Annotated in this window: 18 protein-coding genes; all 18 read left to right on the plus strand. The window is 44.5% G+C overall.

What is annotated here, in order from left to right; translation table 11 throughout:
• Window position 1 precedes the first annotated feature (1 nt).
• The 18 genes from EJL91_RS17560 (at window position 2) to EJL91_RS17645 (ending at window position 20,510) form a co-directional block, all read left to right on the plus strand.
• Window positions 2–625, plus strand: coding sequence for a BsaA family SipW-dependent biofilm matrix protein (locus EJL91_RS17560; RefSeq protein ID WP_125143287.1), 624 nt, complete (start codon window positions 2–4; stop codon window positions 623–625).
• A 60-nt stretch (window positions 626–685) separates the two neighbouring features.
• Window positions 686–1,528, plus strand: a complete 843-nt coding sequence (locus tag EJL91_RS17565; protein ID WP_125143288.1) for a BsaA family SipW-dependent biofilm matrix protein — start codon at window positions 686–688, stop codon at window positions 1,526–1,528.
• Between the two features lie 129 nt (window positions 1,529–1,657).
• Window positions 1,658–2,584, plus strand: coding sequence for a BsaA family SipW-dependent biofilm matrix protein (locus EJL91_RS17570; protein ID WP_125143289.1), 927 nt, complete (start codon window positions 1,658–1,660; stop codon window positions 2,582–2,584).
• A gap of 32 nt (window positions 2,585–2,616) precedes the next feature.
• A complete protein-coding gene (locus EJL91_RS17575; protein ID WP_125143290.1) occupies window positions 2,617–3,141 on the plus strand; it encodes a signal peptidase I in 525 nt (174 codons plus the stop codon).
• Window positions 3,122–4,030, plus strand: coding sequence for a BsaA family SipW-dependent biofilm matrix protein (locus EJL91_RS17580; protein WP_125143291.1), 909 nt, complete (start codon window positions 3,122–3,124; stop codon window positions 4,028–4,030). Before EJL91_RS17575 ends, EJL91_RS17580 begins: the two co-directional genes overlap by 20 nt.
• A 113-nt stretch (window positions 4,031–4,143) precedes the next feature.
• Window positions 4,144–5,055, plus strand: coding sequence for a BsaA family SipW-dependent biofilm matrix protein (locus tag EJL91_RS17585; protein WP_125143292.1), 912 nt, complete (start codon window positions 4,144–4,146; stop codon window positions 5,053–5,055).
• An 80-nt stretch (window positions 5,056–5,135) separates the two neighbouring features.
• The gene (locus tag EJL91_RS17590; protein ID WP_125143293.1) at window positions 5,136–6,737 is read left to right on the plus strand and encodes a BsaA family SipW-dependent biofilm matrix protein; all 1,602 of its coding nucleotides are present in this window, start codon (window positions 5,136–5,138) and stop codon (window positions 6,735–6,737) included.
• Between the two features lie 9 nt (window positions 6,738–6,746).
• Complete coding sequence (srtB, locus tag EJL91_RS17595; RefSeq protein ID WP_125143294.1) at window positions 6,747–7,634, plus strand: class B sortase; 888 nt, start codon at window positions 6,747–6,749, stop codon at window positions 7,632–7,634.
• Window positions 7,635–7,934: 300 nt separating this feature from the next.
• Window positions 7,935–9,188, plus strand: a complete 1,254-nt coding sequence (locus EJL91_RS17600) for a bacterial transcriptional activator domain-containing protein (RefSeq protein WP_125143295.1) — start codon at window positions 7,935–7,937, stop codon at window positions 9,186–9,188.
• Between the two features lie 209 nt (window positions 9,189–9,397).
• Window positions 9,398–9,859: a hypothetical protein gene (locus tag EJL91_RS24985; protein ID WP_243125442.1), complete on the plus strand. Its 462-nt coding sequence runs from the start codon at window positions 9,398–9,400 to the stop codon at window positions 9,857–9,859.
• A gap of 32 nt (window positions 9,860–9,891) precedes the next feature.
• Window positions 9,892–14,673: a vWA domain-containing protein gene (locus EJL91_RS17610; protein ID WP_125143296.1), complete on the plus strand. Its 4,782-nt coding sequence runs from the start codon at window positions 9,892–9,894 to the stop codon at window positions 14,671–14,673.
• Window positions 14,666–15,331 carry a hypothetical protein gene (locus EJL91_RS17615; RefSeq protein ID WP_125143297.1) on the plus strand — a complete coding sequence of 222 codons (666 nt, stop codon included), beginning with the start codon at window positions 14,666–14,668 and terminating at the stop codon, window positions 15,329–15,331. The genes EJL91_RS17610 and EJL91_RS17615 overlap by 8 nt, the downstream gene beginning before the upstream one ends.
• Window positions 15,328–15,969, plus strand: coding sequence for a BsaA family SipW-dependent biofilm matrix protein (locus EJL91_RS17620; RefSeq protein WP_125143298.1), 642 nt, complete (start codon window positions 15,328–15,330; stop codon window positions 15,967–15,969). The genes EJL91_RS17615 and EJL91_RS17620 overlap by 4 nt, the downstream gene beginning before the upstream one ends.
• Before the next feature lie 111 nt (window positions 15,970–16,080).
• Window positions 16,081–16,971 carry a BsaA family SipW-dependent biofilm matrix protein gene (locus EJL91_RS17625; RefSeq protein ID WP_164516877.1) on the plus strand — a complete coding sequence of 297 codons (891 nt, stop codon included), beginning with the start codon at window positions 16,081–16,083 and terminating at the stop codon, window positions 16,969–16,971.
• 64 nt (window positions 16,972–17,035) lie between these two features.
• Window positions 17,036–18,019: a BsaA family SipW-dependent biofilm matrix protein gene (locus EJL91_RS17630; RefSeq protein ID WP_125143300.1), complete on the plus strand. Its 984-nt coding sequence runs from the start codon at window positions 17,036–17,038 to the stop codon at window positions 18,017–18,019.
• 21 nt (window positions 18,020–18,040) lie between these two features.
• A complete protein-coding gene (locus EJL91_RS17635) occupies window positions 18,041–18,562 on the plus strand; it encodes a signal peptidase I (RefSeq protein ID WP_125143301.1) in 522 nt (173 codons plus the stop codon).
• Window positions 18,543–19,472: a BsaA family SipW-dependent biofilm matrix protein gene (locus EJL91_RS17640; protein WP_125143302.1), complete on the plus strand. Its 930-nt coding sequence runs from the start codon at window positions 18,543–18,545 to the stop codon at window positions 19,470–19,472. Before EJL91_RS17635 ends, EJL91_RS17640 begins: the two co-directional genes overlap by 20 nt.
• A 48-nt stretch (window positions 19,473–19,520) precedes the next feature.
• Window positions 19,521–20,510, plus strand: a complete 990-nt coding sequence (locus tag EJL91_RS17645; RefSeq protein WP_125143303.1) for a BsaA family SipW-dependent biofilm matrix protein — start codon at window positions 19,521–19,523, stop codon at window positions 20,508–20,510.
• Window positions 20,511–20,535: the final 25 nt, after the last annotated feature.

Below are 20,535 nucleotides of genomic sequence, written 5' to 3' on the forward strand. Positions count from 1 at the left end.
TATGAGAAAGATACATAAAAAATTAGTTGCCGCCATGGTAGGTTTCTTCTGCCTCACCACAATCGGAACAAGTATGGCGAGCTACACAAACAAAGTTAACATCACTAACCCATTTAACACCTCTGGTCCAAGCTCAGCGGTAATGCTTGAGAACTTCAATCCGGACAGCACTTTCCTTCCGGGAGAGACAGTTGAAAAACAACCCTACTTTAAAAATACGGGCGAAGCGGATTTACTTCTCAGAGTGAAAGTAACGGCGGTGTGGAAAGATTCCGATAATTCTGTATTTGAACCGGGAGATCCTTTCAGTGACACCGATAAAGTTACAAAATTATGGACCGATTCATGGAAAAACGAGTGGGTGCAAATAGGAGATTATTACTACTATAATAAGATTCTCAAAAAGTCGGGTGAGGCCGGCGACACCACTTCGATTATCCTCAAAAAGCTTCAGTTATCGTCGGAAGTGTCCAATGATAAACACGACACCGATTACAGCGACCGGGTTTATGAAATCTCCTTTGATGCAGAGGCAGTGCCAGCGGACCACGTATCGGCGGAGCAATGGAAAAACGACATAGGCGCAGACGCAGACAAACTCAGTTGGAACAGCCTCTTAAAATAAAGAAGCGTACACATAAAAAATAAGAGCAGAAAACAAAAAACAATCTCAGGAGGAACGGATATGAAGAAGAGAAATATAGCAGCCCTGGCCGGCGTAGCAGCAATCTTTGCAGTAGGAGGGTCTTTAGCATATTTTAACCAGACTATGGAAGTGGAAAATAACTTTGATACGGCAAAATACGGTTCAACACTGGTAGAGGATTTCAACCCGAGTGATGGTCATGACTGGGAGCCTGGTGTGGAAGTTAACAAAGACGTGCTGGTTACCAATACAGGAGATAAACCGGTGGTTGTGCGTGTACGGTTTGATGAAACATGGAAAAGAGGCGATAACGCTTTTGTAGACATTAAAGCGGAAGACGATACCCTTGGCGGCGAAGAAAACAAAATTATGAATGTTTACCAGAAGGACCCGACAGATGGACAAGCCACAGCAGTGGTGGATGATTCCGTAGTTGAGAAGAAACTGGCAAATACAAAGGACTGGATTTATCAGGATGGTTATTATTACTACCGCACAGCGCTGGGAAGCAAACTCAGCACTTCGGAAGTTCTGGATGCCGTAAAACTTTCTGAGGAAGCCGATATGGGGCAGTTCCTCAAAAAGAAATATTACTCTTTAGCAGAAACAGCAGGAGAGGGCGACTGGATTCCATTTCCTGAAAAAGATGGAAAAGATATAACAGAAGCCGAGCTGGCAGCGTCATTACCGGAAGGCCAAGTAATCAGACATATCAAATCCGACGTAGCAGCCGATGCCAATAAACTGGGATATGCAGATGCAGATTACACACTGAAGATTACAGCAGAAGTCATTCAGGCAACATCAGAAGCAGTTGACGCCGTATTTGGCAAAGGTTCTGAATTCCAGGCACCAAGCGGATGCGACTGGGAACTGAAATAAGATATAGGCAGGATAATGGCACAATGGCTGATTAACTTGAAAATGGGGAACGCGTAAAACGTTCGGGAAATTTGCTCAGACACAGCGGGCAGAAGCAGCAATAAAAATCCAAAGCAGGAGGAATTGAATATGAAGATAAATAAAAAAGTGGGAGCGCTTGCTGGACTTGCAGCTCTGGCAGCAGTTGGCGGAACATGGGCTTTCTTTAATCAGACAGCGGCAATTACCAACCCTTTTACAACAAAACAGTATAATACATCCGTAGTAGAGCATTTCAACCCGGCAGACGGCGAAGACTGGAAGCCCGGCGGAACGGTTGATAAGACCGTTTCAGCTAAAAATACTGGTGATTATCCGATTCTGGTGCGTGTCAGTATGGATGAAAAGTGGTATAGAGGCGATGTAAAAGACGCATTCAAAACAATAAAAAGTTCGGATGGGGATGTATTCTTCAACGTAGTGAAGGAAGATGGAGGCTACAAGGCATCCCAGTTTGACCCGGAAGATGGTCTTGCTCCGGAAGAATTTTTTAACCAAAAAGGTGATGATACGGTAGTATACAAAAACCTCAATACAGGCTCAGACGCGGGCAAATGGTTCTATGAGAACGGATACTGGTACTGGAACGGCGTTCTGGCAGCAGGAACAAGCACAGAGCAGCTTATGGATTCCGTTACGCTTGCATCCAATATCGATTTAGGAAAATACATCAGTACAAAGTCATATTACGTGATGAGCGCCGATGAGGCAGCCAAGGCAGATGCGCTGGATAGTGATAGCAAGATTAAAGCTGATTTCGATGTTGAAAAGTACCTTGCTGATAATAACAAAGAATGGAGCACGGCGGCATCAGACGACGAAGAACTGCAGGCAGCCAAAGATGCGGCAAAAGACGGCAGCTACTTCTTCAGAAAAGCAGAGAGCGGCCTTGATGAAAATGCAAAAGGTTACGCAGGAGCCAACTACGATTTAACTATCACAACAGAATTTATTCAGGCTACAAAAGATGCCGTATGGGAAAATGCTCCTCAGGTAATAAAGGATTTAGCTGAATAAACACAGACAGAATACAGGCACAGGGAAAAAATATGAAAATAATAAAAGGGATATTTAACATTCTATCATGGGCGGTGTATGCATGCATTATCGTCTACCTGCTGATAGCATCTCCCATGATAGCCGGCTACCGGCCGGTAGTGGTACTCAGCGGCAGTATGGAGCCGACATACCACGTAGGAAGCGTCATTTACTATAAGAGTGCGGATTTTGCCGACATTAAAGTGGGGGATGCCATCACATTCAGAACGGGTGAAAACGCAATGGTTACCCACCGTGTGGCGGAAAAAAGCGAGCTTTCGGGAACATTTACCACTAAAGGCGATGCGAATATGACAGAGGATCCTAACCCGGTGGAATACAGCCAGGTGATGGGAAAGGTATTGAAATTCAGTATCCCGATGGCAGGATTCTTTGTAGGCTACAGCAAAAATTTTATGGTAATTGGCATGATGGCAGCGGTTATCGTGATAAATATCCTTCTTGACAGCCTTTTCCCCACAAAAAAGAAGGGGGAAGAAAGGACGGAACATAGCGATGAGGAGAAAGAAACCTGATAAAAAATATATACTGGCACTGGGTGCACTCCTCGCTGTTACGGCAATAGGAGGTACATTTGCCTACTTCAGCCAGGACTTGTCCGCCTCCAATGAATTCCTCACGGGGAAATATGATACGGAAATCACCGAAGAATTCGTACCGCCGGCCGACTGGCAGCCGGGAACGGAGATTACCAAAAGGGTTGTGATAACCAATAAGGGTAATGTCGATGTGGTAGCGGTGGCAAAGCTTACGGAAGAGTGTATCCGAAAAGAAGACATAACCATCCCTTCTTATGAGACGGGAAGCGACGGAAAGCTGATAGAAAGTTCTGAGACGGTGGCATTCAAGGGAGAAAAACTTCCCACGATATTTGCTCCGAAGGGTCCAAACGGGAACCTGCTTCCGGAGGAAGAAGTAGGGATCAAAAAATTTGGTACTGAGGTTGTGGAATATGATTCGGAAAAACAGCCGGAAGAATATAAAGATAAATGGGTTTACCTGAAAACGGACAGTGCAGAGGAGCTTAAAACCCCGGTCTATTACTTCTTCTATGTAGGCGTGATAGGAGGGAAAGAAACTTCACCGTCCATTCTGGAAAGTGTTACGATGAATCCACGGCTTGAATCCACAATTACAGGAACGAAGCTGGTTGCGGATGTCGGCCCGGACGGAGAGAATGTTTATACGTTTACAAGTACGCAGAGTGAGTACGGCTATGACAGTGTCAACTACAAGCTGAACATTAAGGCGAAGACGGTTCAGGCAACAAAATCAGCGGTGGACGCGGTTCTCGGAATAGGGAAGGAACTTCCCACGGAGCTGGTGCCGCAGGAATTTGACAGACTGCTGTCCTATGTAAGGAGCCTGTGCAGGGAAGACAGCACATCATCCACAACGCCGTAAAGTGATAAAAAGCCAAAACACTAATGAAATAAGAGATACTAAAAATAAGCTATTAAAATAACGGATTATTAAAATAATAGACTGAGAAGAGCATAAGAAAGGGAGACGGATTTATGAAAAAGAATAAAAAAGCGTTATTCGGACTTGCCGCACTGGCAGCGGTTGCAGCTATCGGAGGCACATGGGCATATTGGAGCCAGGATTTAACGGCAGTCAATGAATTCCAGACTGGCAAATATGATTCTGATATTGTCGAGGAATTTATTCCTCCGACACCAGGAGAGTGGGTGCCGGGAGTGACGGTGCCGAAGGAAGTAACCGTCAAAAACAGCGGTAATGTAAAGCTGGCGGCGATTGCAGCCATCGATCAGGTATGGGTGAGAACCGAGTCTGTAGAGGCTGAGAATAATGGAGAGAATGAAACCGTTTCTCCGGCAGAGGGAGAATACTTCGATCTGATGTTCCGGGATGACAAAGACGAACTGCAGTATGCATCTATAATCAGCTGGGGAGAAGACATTGCGGTGCTGAGTTCCAAAGGCACTGAAACAGCGGTTCTGGCAGCAAAAACACTCAAGATTGATACGCAGGTAACCTCTCTGGATTCCGCAGATGCGGCAGGCAAATGGATCTTGGTTGATGCGCAGAACAGTGATGAAGTTAACAAAGGAGAAGGATTCTCCAACCTTAAATTCATTTATAACGGCATCATCGGTGAAGGCGGAGAATCACCTAAGTTACTGACTGGAGCGACCTTAAATCCGCTTATCAATACAACCGTAACAGAAAAAACCACAACCGTCAGAACAGACGAAGAGGGTAATACCATTAAGACAACAGAAACAAAGACAAACCCGGCATATGGTTATGACAGTGCAAAATATACGATGACGATCAATGCAACTACGGTACAGGCTACAGAAGATGCCATTAATACGACACTTGAGGCTAAGGGCTACTCCAAGCTGCTTGCCACAGACTTTATTACAGCAAATAGAGACGAACTTTTAAAGACGCAATCTTAAGCGTGAATCAACAGACCATCATCAGTTTAGATAGCTGCCCCGTGAGGGGGGCTGTATCATAACAGACAGGAGATAGTGATATGAGGAAAGGCAGACGCAAACTATTAGGGCTGGCAGCCCTGGCATCTCTGATGCTCATCGGCGGCACCTGGGCGGCCTGGACCCAGGAGATTCAGACCGGTAATGAGTTCATGCCTGGAAAATACAATACTTCCCTCGATGAGGCTTTTGATGCTCCTTCCGACTGGCAGCCGGGAAAAGAACAGGAGAAAAAAGTCTGGATCAGCAATAAGGGAACCGTACCGGTCATGGCAAAAGCAGTTATTACCCAGCAGTGGATCCGAAGAGAAAACGTTTATGCAACATCGGTGGACGCTCAGGGAAACATTGTGGAAGAGCCGGTAGCGCCTCTGGCAGGAGAAGCTTTTCCTCTGACCTTTGAGACGGGAGCAGGAATGGAATATGCCGCAATACCGAATTTCAACAGGGATACAGTGGTACTCCTGGCATCCGGTAAAACGGACAATGCCTCGTTGAGCCTCGGCCTGACTGCTGTCAACACAGTGGCGGAGGCAAAGGGAAAATGGCTTCTGATGAATGAGGAACCGGACAAAGACAACGGTTATACACTTTATTACGTGGGAATCATTGAACCAGGCAGTGAATCTCCGGCATTTTTAAACAGCGTGACGCTCAATGATGAACTGGCGCGCACAATCACAGGCAAAACTACATACCATGTAAAACAGGACGACGGTTCGGTGAAAAAGGTGACCGTTGATAAAGTGAATTCCGAGTACGGCTATGACTCCGCGAAATACACGATGGAGATCAAGGGAACCACTGTACAGGCTACGAAAGCCGCAGTGGCGGAGGTATTCGGACAGGACGGCGACACACTTGCATTTTTAGCCGACAAGGTTGCCGACAGCGGTATCTTTACATCATCTACCGTGAAAACGCTTAAATTTGAGTCCTCCGGCGGCAAACTGGTTTATACACCGTACCGCACGGACAGCGGAGCCGAGGAAGGTAACTGGTTTATGAGCTTTACCGACATGGTTCCCGGAGGAATTTACAAGGATAAGCTGAATATCGAGAATGCCTCAGGCAAGGATTATGATCTTTATATGCAGGTAATCCCGAGAACCCAGGATGAGGTTAAGAACGAAATTCTGGACATGATCACGATGAGGGTTACTTATAACGGAACACTTCTTTATGACGGAAAAGCTACGGGAGCCTCCCTTGTATCAAAGGAGGGCATCCAGCGGGTGGTTCCTCTGGGGCGTTATACAAGCCGGAAGACGGGAACCATCGATGTGGAACTGCAGCTTGATCCAACACTGAAGATAGGAGACGGAAGGACAGAAGCCATTGCAGGCGTCCTCTCCAAAATTGACTGGAAGTTCATGGCTACGGAAGTCACCTCCGGAGGAGGCAGCAGCGGAGGCGGCGGAGGAAGAGACCGCGACCGCGGAATAACGGTCAACATTCAGGATTCCGAAGTTCCGATGGCAGATGCCACAATCATTGAAGACAGCCCGGTTCCGCTTGGAATGCTTCCAAAGACGGGCGACGATACACCAATTATTCCGATTATAATGACAATATTCGGAAGCGGTATTATTCTTCTCTATCTGGGAATGAAGCTCCGCAGAAAAGACGACTCTCAAAATTAAGGATACGGCATGATGAAAAAGAAAACCTGGAAGCTTTTATTTATTATGGTTTTGACCGTATTTCTTTTCTCATCGGGATTTCTGGTAAAGACGATATACGGTTACCGGAAAGCAGAGGGGGAATACGAAAAAATAGCAGATGAAGCGGTAAAGGTCATCCCCGGCGTTTTAGACGAAACCCTCGCAGACAGCGGGGGTTCCGGCCAGAACGCCGGTTCTGTCGGTAAAGAGGGGACGGATGGCGCTGTTACTGACAAAGTGGATTTGAACAGGACCCTGGTCATAGACTTTGACAGCCTGAAGAAAAAAAATCCCCAGATACTGGCCTGGGTAGATATACCAGGAACCGGAATCAGCTACCCGGTGGCACAGACGCAGGATAACGAGTTTTATATTACTCACGGCATTTACGGACAGAAAAGCAGTTCCGGAGCAGTTTTTATGGATTATAGGAATAAGTCCGATTTATCGGATTCCAATACGATTCTGTTTGGCCATAATATGAGAAACGGTTCCATGTTTGCGGGACTCAGGCAGTTTAAATCGCAGTCTTACCGCAATAGCAGGCCGTATGTGGATTTGTATTTTCCGGATCGGAAAGTAAGGTTTGAAATATATTCCTGTTATGAAGAGACGGCCTCCGGGGATAATTTTCCCACCTCATTCGCCGGAGAAAGTGACAGGGAGGCATTTATATCGGCCGTTTTGTCACGTTCCCTTTATACTACGGGGATTGTACCAGATGAGGACAGCCACACACTGATGCTTTCCACCTGTACGGGGAAAGGATACAGCCACAGACTTGTAGTTCATGCAGTGGAATTGGAAACAGCAGCAGAAGCAGAATCAACCGGAGAAGTGGATACGGAACAGAAAATGGATATAAACGGGAAATAGAAGCAGGCAAATAGAAACAGACAAATAGAAACAGATGGGAATCAGGAAACGAATCAATAGGCATATATAAATCAGTAAACAATAGGAGTATGTGATAGCAAAATATTGCTACGCATACTCCTTTTTCTGCATAATTAGAAGATTTTACCATAAGCGTTAAATTCTTCCCAAAGTCCTTGGACGAAACACAACCGCCATGTGCTAAAATGAGTAACTGATAAAAAGGATCGTACAGTTACAGGGAACGGCATCGGAGATGAGACAGCACTGAACGGTAATGTTGGAAGAGGCGATGGAAGTATGGGAACAGAAAAAAACAATACAGGGAATGAGCATGTACTGGAAGTGTATACATTGGGGGGATTTGCACTCGTATACAACGGAAATGAGGTTATGCCCGGTAAGAGCGGAACATCAAAACTGGTGCAGCTCCTGCAGCTTGTGTGGCTTCAGGGTGAAAAAGGTATCGGCAAGGATCAGCTGATGCGGCTGATTTTTGACAGAGACAATGTAATGGATTTGAGCAACAGCCTCAATAATCTGATTTATCGTATGAGAAAGCAGATGGCATTGACGGGGATGCCCGAAGGCAATTATATCACTCTGCGGGATGGAATATATGTGACGGACGATACGGTAGAAGTACGGGTAGATGCTATCGAATTCGAGAAGATGGCGGAAAAAGCATCTGCCGCATCTTCGGAGACTGAGAAATACCATGATTATCTGCATGCGGTGCAGTTGTACCGGGGTGAACTGCTGCCGGCAATTTCCACGGAAACCTGGGTTACCATGGAGAGCCTGCGTCTGAAACGTATTTATGACAGATGTGTGGATTGGCTTGGGAAGTATTTAAAGGAACAAAAAGATTATGATATGATGTACCATATTTATTCTAATGCGGCTAAACTCTATCCGTTCGACAGCTGGCAGGTTTCTCAGATTGACAGCCTGCTGTGCAAGGAAGAATACAAGGAAGCATATCGTTTATACGATAAAACAGTGCGCATGTATTCGGATAAGATGGGACTCCCTCCGTCAAAGGAAATGCTGGATTGTTACAAGGCGATGGGAAAGAAATTTAAGAACCAGCCTGGTAATTTGCAAAAAATCCAGTCTGAATTAGCGGAAGAAGCGAAAGAACCTGAAAATTCCGGGGCAGGGGCTTACTATTGTTCATACCCCAGTTTTATCGATACATATCGTCTGTTAAGCCGCATTATAGAACGGAGCGGTCAGTCTGTATTTTTGATGCTCTGTACGCTGGTTGATTATGAAGGAAAATTCATTCAGAATCCGGAGAAGCTGAGAAAGCGGTCGGAGGCCCTGAAAGAGGCAATCGGCCTTTCAATCAGGAGATCGGACGGCTATACGAAGTACAGTGACTCCCAATACCTGATTCTGCTTACGGGAACCAGGCAGGAGGACTGCTATATTGTATTTAACCGTATAATCAGGGAGTTGAAGAGACTGGCCGGAAGCAGGGCGGAGATTAATTATAATGTCACGTCGCTGGCTGAATTAAAAGGAATAGAAAAAGAACGTGGAAAGTAAATAATGGTTTTATTTTCAAAATATTAAAAGGGAAGCCGGTAAATACAGTGAAAAAACTGTGTTTACCGGCTTTTTTCTGCCTGCTTGAAATTTTTTTGTCAATTAACAATCACATTTTGAAGCAAAAATTACAAAAAAAACCATGTTTATTATTATTTTTGTTATTGGTCATTTGTTAGAATTCATACAGAAAGCAAGGAGTGATACAGATGATACGAATTACACAGAGTAAAATTTCGGTACCAAACCTTTTGAATATATGTGTGGATCATGTTGACCAGGGAGACTATTCCGGGAAGATATGGAACTTGTATGAAAAAACTCCGGTTACCTACGTTAATACGATGGATATGCTGAGAAAGATGGATTTGTTTTTTAACAGGCTGGACTTTCCGCAGGAATCAACAGTTTGCCGAAGCTTTGGCAAAGCGGCCGAAAGAGGAAAGAAAAGACAGGAGGAGGCAGTGAGACAGATGGAACCTAGTGAGATGTTCAGGAACAAGGGAGAAAAAGCAACCTTTATTATCAATGTAAAATACAGACAGAATGCCACCTGGCAGGGTGAGGTTATCTGGGTCGATAAAAAAGAAACAAAATTTTTCCGCAGCGCATTAGAACTGCTCAAGTTGATGGACAGCGCCATGGACACGCAGGAAATGAGCGAAGGTTAAGGAACAGGATGATGAGGAAAGGTGGAAAAGCAATGAGTTCTGCAGATAAATTAGCACTCAGAATTAAAAAAAGAAGAGCGGCGCACGGTATTTGGCGCAGAAGGCTGTCATGGATGCTGATTACATGCCTTTGCATAACAAACATCAATCTTGCGGTGTTTGCATCAGAGTCCATCGGCGGGGACGGAAGTCTGGCGGCCAGCCCGTCAAGCGCTACTGCTTCCGAAGCAGATATATGGATGCCGGAAGACTCTCTCACGGGAGAGGAACTTCTGGAAGAGGCTGAGAGAGCAGTCACCAAAGGATGGAAGTTTGATTTTGGCAGTATGACGAAGAAATTAAGCGGAGATTCAGAGGATGATAACAGTGTAAACTATGAACAGTATAAAGAACTGTTTGACGGATATTCCAGTTTTACCCTTTTCAAGGATAACGGCGAGGATGGAAGACTGGGCGGTGAGGGAAAATCCTCCTACGGTTACATAATCGTGCGTCTGGAAAAGAGCCGTTATATGGAATACAGAAACGGAGAGTCTGCTGCATCACCTTCCGTGGCGGAGAGCAGTGCAGACGACGGCGACGTAGCTACAGATTCCGAAACCGACAGCATAGGAGGCTACAAGCTAAACGGTGATGAGAGAATCATCTTCCTCTATATGAATGGAAGTGATGAGGAAGTAACTTTCCATCTGAATCTGGAGGACATCGAAACCTCAGAAGTAGTTGTACCGGCAGCAGATTATTTCTTAGAAGAAAAAGAGGAAGAGACGGCAGCAACGGAAGTAACGGAAGAAACCGAAGAATCAGGTACAAAGGCCGATGAGATAACAGGAGAGCCGGAGGACGGTAAAGAGCCCGGCGGAGCCGGCGGCTCAGGCTCAGGAGTTTCAGACGGTTCGTCGGTAAGCGGCGGTTCAGAGTCAGGGAACACATCGGACTCAGGGGATAAAGCAGATACCGCTGGGGACGCGGACACCGGTAAAGAATCAGATTCCGACAAGAATACGGATGCTGATGGTAAAGATACAGACAGCGGCAAAGACGCGGACAGCAATAAAGATACAGACAGCAATAGAGACACAGACGGCAATAAAGATACAGACAGCGGTAATGGGGAAGACAGTGTCAAAGATGCTGATGCCGATAAGAACACCGATACGGATAAAGGAACAGACAGCGGCAAAGATACCAATACTGATGCCGGTAAAGATACCGATTCAGATAAGGCAGCGGATACCGACAAAAATGCAGATTCCGATAAAAAGGCCGATTCAGACAAAAGCCAGAGTTCCGATAAGAACCAGGGTGCAGCTCATGATAAAGACAGCGCCGGCAAGACAGAATCAGGAAGCGATAAAGGGTCTGCCGATAAATCGGGAAGTGATTCTGACAGCGGCAGCGCAGGTTCCGGCAGCAGTGATTCCTCAGGAGAAAAGACAGTTTCTATCTCCAGCTACAATGTTCCCAGAGTCATGGGACCCAACCCGGATGCAACAGGGGAAGAGGAAGATGACGATATCAGCTTTGAGGAATGGTCTGAGGATGATGAGGAAGATGACGAAGAAGATGAAGAGGATGACTACGGCTATGATGATTCCAGTGCAGTCTACGATGAAGAGGACGGTATCATTCATCTCAATATGAATCTCCTTCCTGCGGTAGTGGTACAGACCCGGAAAGAGACTCCAAAAACTAAGGGCGCGCTCAAAATGTTCTCTCGGTCGAAAACGGTGGATGAACAAATAAGGATGGTAGCGGCGGAGACATCGCCGAGAGCGTTTAGTACAGGGACAAAGACTTATCATAAGCAGATTGAGTATAAGGGAGATGGTAAGTATGACCTGCATCTGGATGTAGCAGGTTACAGCCCGGCATTTGATATTGTACTTGTTATAGATAATTCTGGGAGTATGTATGATAAGGGATACAATAAAACATTGAAAAACATACTCACAGAGAATAATAACAATGATGTGGATAAAACAAAAGGTTTTGTTGGTTATGTACTGAGTCAGGCTCCGGGAAGCAGATTTGCCGTGGTCAAATATGATTCACTTGCAGAACCGGTACTGGACTGGAATTCAGATGAAGGAAATATAAAATCTAAAATCAACGGTTTAAGCCGGCCGAGTGAATCGTCATATGGTAAATCACGAGGTGGAACGAACTATGAGGATGCTTTAAGAAAAACTGAGGTTTATTTAAATAATAGGGGAAATTCATCCAGAACTCCTATGGTGATTTTCCTAAGTGACGGATTACCTACATTCTATAACCAACATCAGAAGGACAATACTGACACAGTTAAATATAATGATCTTCCCAGCAGTGATCAGGGTTGGGGAATTGGTGGAACAGGATGGAATCAAAGTGGTAATACTTCTAAAGAATCACTAAATGCAGGAAAAGAATTTTTTGCATCAGTAATGAAAAAAAGTCAACCCATTATTTACGGAGTCGGTTTTGGTGAAGCTAAAATTCAATATTTTGAGCCAATTGTTACAGGAAAAGAAAACTCCAGCGATGATGGCAAATCGAGGATTCTTGTTGATAATGGAAAATCATTAACTGAAAATTTTGAAGTAATCAAAGAAAACATGAAGCTTAAAAACGCAAGAATCATCGATAAGTTAAGCGAAAATGTCGAGTTGCCTGCAAACTGGGAACAGACGGCAAAAGTTTATGAGACAAATACTTCTGGGAGCAAAACGCAGTTGCAGAAAGGCAGAGGTTATCAATCACTTGGTTACAATGAAAGCACAAGAGAAATTACACTGTTTTTTGGAAAAAGCAAAGAATTAACAAAAGGCAATGTTTATGAGCTAGTTTTTGAAGTCGAAGTCAGTAAGACGGCGAAAGATAAGTATGTAAGTGATGGTTACCAATATCCAGATAGAGGGGATGCTGATACAGATTATAACACTAGAACAAGCAGCGGCCAGGCCGGTTTTTATTCGAATGATAATGCATTATTAATATATGGTGCAACCGCAGACATGACGTTTACTTATCCGAAGCCGGTTGTCCAGGTAGATATTAATGCAAAACCGGAACACAGAAAGTATATCGAGGATAAAACGGATGGAACTTTTGAGCTGACACTGGATGTGACCTCGGATGTGGGTACGATAACAGAAGAAACGACGAATGTTTCACCGGCTGATATAGTATTTGTGTTGGATCGGACAACGAGTATGGATCTTGCAGTAAGCGGAAGCAGTTCAACCAGATTAAAGGTTGTAAATGGTGCAGTTGAGAAAATGATGAATGAGTTACATTCGCAGGAGTATGACATCTCTTATAAGGGAGTGCAGTTTGCGGGTAGTACAGGAAGCGACGAGGATCTCAATATTATTCCAAGTGATGGTACATGGTTGCAGACTAAAGGCACATATAATAATAATTTAAAAATTACAGATACAGCCATTTATACAAGACCAAACCCTGCGCTAAGAAAAGGAATTGGAATATTAAAAACTGGTTCTCCGGCTAATCAGGAGAAGGAAGGAACAAAAAAGCATATTATATTTCTGACAGATGGAGCACCGCAGTATGTAGGTATAAATTGGGGCAGTGATGGCATAGAACGGTCAACGACGCAAGAAATAGCTGACTTGGAATCAAATCCACTTGACTTTCCATCAGGAACCATTGTCCATATTATAGCTTGTGGCATAGATTTAAGGGCTACTGATAATACTTCCAAATGTGCTAAACAGTATTTAGAAAAAATAAAGACAGTTGCAGAAGCGAAAGGAGCAACTGTAGCAACTTATCAGCAGGCATTAAGTGTTGAGGAAGTAAACACGGTTTTTGAAAAAATAACAGACAGCATTATATCAACGTCAACTACTGTAAAAAATGTTAAAAATGCCGTAATCACCGACAAGCTCAGCGAATACGCAGAATTTGTCAACCCGGCAGCAGATGCAGTTAGAGTTTCTGTAGGCGGGAAAACATTAACCAGGGGAACAACAGAGTATAGCAACGTAATTGATAGCATTACTTTTTCACCGGAAGAGAACCCCAACACGATTACAGTTACCTTCAATCCCCAGTACGTATTGGAGAAAGACGTTACCCACAGTATTAGTTTTCCTGTGAAACCAACGGCTAAGGCTTATGCCGAGTATTCAAAAGGGTATCTTCATGAAGGAGATTCAGGAACTGATGTACCCGATACAGATGAGGCTGATTATACAAGTTCCGGTAAAGCTGGTTTTTATTCAAACTCTGAAGCAACCTTAAGGTACACCTTTGGAGATAAGCAAAATGAGATGGAATATAAAAAACCGGTTCTCCAGGTATCACAGGGCAGACTTCAGATACGAAAGGTAGTCGAAGGGAACAAGGTTGCATCCGATGCAGATAAAGAATTTATTATTCATGTAAAGGATGAAGATGGAAATACATATACGTCAGTGGTTTTAAAAGATAAAGAAGAAAGCCCTTACATCTATGTAAATGGGACGGCCACATTTGTAATAACAGAATCGGTTCCGATGGAATATGTAAAACAGTCGGGAATTGTGATAACAGACGTAAAAACTGGCGGTTCGTCTTCCAGTTCTAATGGAACAGTAACAGTAAAACCTGGGGATGACCTTCTTGTTGAGATTGATAACACCTTGACTCACAAAAACTATTTCCACAGTGATGACGCCGTTACCAACTACACAACCGGTGACCGTAACGTACCGTTTAAAGACAGCCGGGAAGGTGCTAAAGCGGTGGCAGAGAACCAGCCTAAAGCAGGTCTGGCGGGAGATGATGAAGATAACACGATGACAGAGGAGGGAGAGACGCTTGAGTAAAATGCTGAAAAATCATATAAAGTTAATCGGCGTCGCCCTCATGGCAGTGATTGCTCTGGGAATCTTCGGAACCGGAGCAGTCATCAGGCACAGCATGGCCATGACGAACGAAGTAAGGACGCCGACGGTTGATGTTGCTGTGGAAGAAGAAATAGGGAATGTATGGTGGGGAGAAAAACAAAAAGAAGTTTCATTTAGGAATACCGGAAATGCTGATGTTTTCATCCGCGTTGCTTACGCCGAGAGCTGGATTGTCAACCAAAATGATACTGAGACGACTCTCCCAAACCAAAGCGGAATTCCGGCAGAGGACGTTGCAACAAAAAACTGGACGTCGGGATGGAGTAGCGGATCTGAATGGCAAAGAGGAACCGATGGCTGGTATTACTACAAGAAGGTTTTAAAACCTGGAGACGCAACCCCCGATATTCTTGAATCGGTCACTTTTCCGCAGAATTATACGGACATTCGTTATGCAGACGCGGAATACCGTCTCCATTTCCAGGTCGAGGCAGTGCAGGCAAGCGACCAGCTTCAGGTAAGCCAGGACGCTGTGAAGGAAGTCTTCAGCATGGAGGTAGAACCGACGGCTGGTGATGACTGGCAGAACAAGAAATATGATACAACGCTTACTTGGAAAGGAGGCAGTCAGGCATGAAAAAATCACACAAAAAGATAGTTGCACTCCTGGCCGGTTTCCTTTGTCTGGCAGCGGTCGGCACGAGTATGGCAAGCTACACCAACATGATTACAATCAAAAACCCATTTTCCACGGAAGGCCCAAGCGGAGTGATATTGGCGGAGAATTTCAACCCGGACAGTACGTTCCTTCCGGGAGAGACGGTTCAGAAACAGCCCTATTTCAAAAATACCGGAGATGTTGACTTGATAGTTCGGGTGCAGGTAAAGGAGCGGTGGAAAGACGGCGAAGGAAAGACGGTTAGTGATGAGAACAATCCTGATGCGCCGAACGTTGATGCCGTAACCAAATCATGGACCGACTCATGGAAAAACGATTGGGTAGAAATAGGAAGCTATTATTACTATAAGCATATCCTGACAAAAGCAGACGGCGCACACGCAAAAACACCTGTAATACTGTCGGAGCTGAAACTGTCTAATCAGATATCAAACGATGCACACGGTATCAATTACAGCGGTCTGGTCTACGAGCTGAATTTTGATGCCGAGGCGGTACCGGCTGACAAATTATCCGTAGCGGTGTGGCAGGATGAACTGAATGTGGGAAGTGCTCAACAGGTAAGTTCCCTGGACTGGAGTAATCTTCTGCAATAGCAGAAAAACAGAGACTGCGGTATTTACCACAGATGAATTAGAAGAATATATTTAAAAATATATTTAAATAAAAAAATAAAAATAAACCAAAAAATTCAGGAGGAAATGAACATGAAAAAGAGGAATATAGCGGCATTAGCAGGAGTAGCAGCAGTACTGACAATCGGAGGATCCCTTGCGTACTTCAACCAGACCATGGAAGTGGAGAATAACTTTGATACGGCGAAATTTGGTTCCACTCTGGTGGAGGATTTCAAGCCCAGCGAAGGTAAAGACTGGCAGCCAGGCGTGGAAGTGAACAAGGATGTTGTAGTAACTAATACAGGTGACGTTCCGGTGGTTGTGCGTGTGAAGATGGATGAGAAGTGGATGCGTGATAACGATGCATTTAAAACAATTACCGCAGCGGATGACAAAGGTAATACTATTGTAACAGTTCTTCAGGGAGGCGGCCAAGAAGAAGATGCAAAAGATGGTCTTACGGATCCTGATAAGACAGTGGTACATAAGACGTTAAATACGGATGATTGGAAGTTGGCGGACGATGGTTGGTATTATTATGTATCAAATGTTCCTGCTGCTGGAGAAGATGGAACAGGCAATACAACAGAAAAATTCCTGGATGCTGTTAAACTTGCAAATGATGCCGATATGGGTGAATTTGTAAAGACAAAATACTATCAGCTTGAAGGCGAAGACGCATGGGTGAAGTTCCCGGTAGATGAGGATACAAAGGAACAAGTAACCGAAGAAGCACTGGAAAAAATGATAACGGCGGAAGGCAAAGTAATTGCCAAGATCAAAGCCGACGTAGCAGTTAAGACCGGTGCTGATGGCGATACAATAAACAAAGGTTATTCCGATGCTGAATACACTCTGACAATTACTGCCGAAGTAGTTCAGGCGACAAAAGAAGCTGTAGATGCGACTTTTGGAATGGGAAAACCTTTCACCGCACCGGCAGACTGCAACTGGGAATTAAGAGCAAATCCAGCAGAATAAACATAGACGGTACAATTGTAAACACATATATAAAGAATATATAACAATCCAGGAGGAATAAAAAATGAAGTTAAATAAAAAATCAGGCGCTTTTGCAGGACTTTTCGCTTTAGCAGCAGTAGGCGGAACATTAGCATATTTCAACCAGACAGCAGCAATTACTAACCCATTTGCCACAAAATCTTATGCGGCAGAGGTAGTGGAGCATTTCAACCCGGCAGACGGCGAGGACTGGAAACCAGGCGCAGAGGTAGAGAAGATGGTAGGCGCAAAAAACACTGGTGATTATCCGGTACTGGTACGTATCAGGATGGACGAAGAATGGAGCAGAGGAGATGCGGAGCCTTTCAAAACAATTTCCAGTGTTGGCAATGATAATAAGACTTTAAAAGCTTTTAATAATGTAACCGAGGCGGGCGGGTTTTACACAGCTCACCAGAAGGATATCACAGACGGTATTGTACCAACGACATTAAATGCAAACGATGGAGACGATACAGTCGTACATAAAGCATTAACAGTAGACACCACTGACTGGATGGATGGCGGAGACGGATACTGGTACTGGAACGGAATTATCGAAGCAGGTAAGACCACGGACGCTCTGATGACTTCTGTCAGACTGGCCTCCAATACCGACTTTGGTAAGTACGAAAAGATCAGAGGTTACTATACTTTATCTGCATCGGATGCAGGAAATGCAGAAGATGGGAATGGTGTAAAAGCATTAAACGAAGACGGAACAGTCAATATCAAATTTGATGTGGATTCCTACTTGAAAAAGACAAGTCAAGACTGGACAATAATAAGCGGTACTGATGAAGAAGCAATCAAAAAAGCAGAAAAAGAAGCAGCAAAAGAAGCTAAGGAGAACAACGGTTATTTCTTCAGAAAATCCGAACAGAACATTACAGAAGCACAGGGTTATGCAAACGCAGAGTATGATCTGACCATTCACACACAGTTTATTCAGGCAACAAAAGATGCAGTTGCTTCCGAATGGAAGACGGCTCCGGAGGCAATTACAGGATTAGCAGGGCTCGAATAATACCGGGACAGGGTAAACACAATGAAAATAATTAAAGGGATATTTACCATTCTATCATGGGCAGTGTACGCATGCATCATCTGTTATCTGCTGATTGCATCGCCCATGGTAGCCGGCTACCGGCCGGTAGTGGTGCTCAGCGGAAGTATGGAGCCGACGTACCATGTAGGAAGCGTCATTTATTACAAGCAGGCCGATTTTGCCGACATAAACGTAGGAGACGCCATTACCTTCCGGGCGGGGGAGAACTCCATGGTAACGCACCGGGTGGCTCAGAAAAGTGAGCTGTCGGGCACATTTACCACCAAAGGAGACGCCAACCTGACGGAGGATCCGGCTCCCGTGCCATACGAGAACGTAATTGGAAAGGTACTGAAATTCAGTATTCCGATGGCAGGTTTCTTTGTTGGTTATAGTAAGAACTTTATGGTGATCGGAATCATGGCGGCTGTTATCGTGATAAATATCCTTCTTGACGGCATTTCTCCTGAAAAGGAGAAGAAGAAAAGAAAGGAAAATAGCGATGAGGAGAAACAAACCTGATAAAAAAAGCATATTGGCTCTGGTTTCACTCCTCGCAGTGACGGCAATAGGAGGAACCTTCGCCTATTTTAGCCAGGACCTGTACGCTGCTAATGAATTCCAGACCGGCAAGTATGATACGGATATCACGGAGGAATTCATTCCGCCTTCCGACTGGCAGCCGGGAGTAACAGTTGATAAAAAAGTTCAAATTAAGAACAGCGGCAATGTTGATGTGGCTGCAGTGGCAAAACTCACGGAGTCTTGTGTGCGCAGAGAGGATATCACAATAACCGAATACTACACGAAGACAGACGGAACCATGGGAGAGCGGGAAGTTGCGTTGGATAAGCCGGGAAGTCATCAAGATGACAGGCTTTCGACCATATTCACGCCGAAGAATTCAGTCGGTGAGCCTATGCAGCCGGAAGAAGTCGCTATTAAGAATTTTGGAGCTAATAATGTCAATGTAGTTATGTTCGATGATTCCTTGACAACAGAAGAGGACTATGAATCATATTACAAAGACAAATGGGTATGTCTGAGGAAAGAAATTACGACGGATGACGCCCCCGAAGTAACCGGCCCGGTCTACTACTTTCTCTATGCCGGTCTGATTAAAGGCGGCCAAACCACCGTCCCTCTTCTGGAGAGTGTAACGATGAATCCCAAACTGGAATCCACGGTAACTAATACAAAATTGGTGGCCGATGTAGACGAGAATGGAGAAAACCGGTACACATTTACTGCCACCTCAAGTGAATACGGCTATGACAGTGTACATTATAAATTGAATGTCAAGGCTAAAACCGTTCAGGCAACAATGGCTGCTATCGATTCGGTATTAGTGAATTCTGAGGACGGAAGCGATATGCTTCCTGAAGAGTTTGCAGGTTTACTTGATTACGTAAAAGGTCTTTGCAGGGAATAAACAGAAAAATAAAATAATATTTAAAGAAGGAAAAGGAGTATACATAAAATGAAAAAGAATAAAAAAGCGTTATTAGGAATTGCAGCTCTTGCTGCTGTAACAGTAATCGGCGGATCATGGGCATACTGGAGCCAGGATTTATCAGCAGTCAATGAATTCGAGACAGGTAAATTCGATACGGATATCACCGAGGAATTTACACCTCCTGTACCAGGCGAGTGGGTACCAGGCGTTGAAGTGGAAAAGAGAGTTAAGATTACCAACAGCGGTGATGTGAAATTAGCGGCAATTGCATCCATCGACCAGGTTTGGAGGAGAGTAGAAGATGTAATAGATCCTGCCAGCCCTGGACAGTTAGACCCGATTGCACCGGCTAAAGACGGATACTTCAGCCTGATGTTCAGGGATGATGAAGGAAACGATCAGTACGCTTCCGATGTGAAGTGGGGAGAAAATGTTGTAGTTCTTGTTGACAGCGAGATTGGTGTTGAGGATGCAGTTGCAGAGAATTTAGGCTTAACAGCGGTTACTGCTCTCGACGAAGCAAAGGATAAATGGGTTCTTGTAGCGGCAAGAAACAATGATACAACCAACAACAGAGAATATGACAAAGATAAGAGCATCCGTCCGGTTGGCTACTCCGATCTGCAGTTCATTTATAACGGAATCATCGATAAAAAGTCCGAAACTCCGGAACTGGTTACTGCTGTAGAACTGAATCAGAATGTTACCACAAGCATTACAGGAAAAACAACAGTTGTAAACGTAGATAAGAATGGCGAAAAGGTTACGACAATTACAACAGAGAAGAGCAAATATGGTTATGACAGCGCAAGATATACTATGACAGTTAATGCGACAACAATTCAGGCCACAAGAAGCGCTATCACATCTGTCCTTAAAGGCAAAATGGTGTCCTATAATGATAAAGTCAGAAAGATCAGCGAAGCTCAGACCGATGCGTTCTTAACTCTGCATAATGACGACCTGATTCCTGATGACGACCTGATTCCTGAAGAGATAAACGCACAGCCATAACATCAAGAAGCATTAAACAGTATTC

This window comes from Clostridium transplantifaecale (assembly GCF_900626075.1).
Lineage (GTDB): Bacteria > Bacillota > Clostridia > Lachnospirales > Lachnospiraceae > Otoolea > Otoolea transplantifaecalis.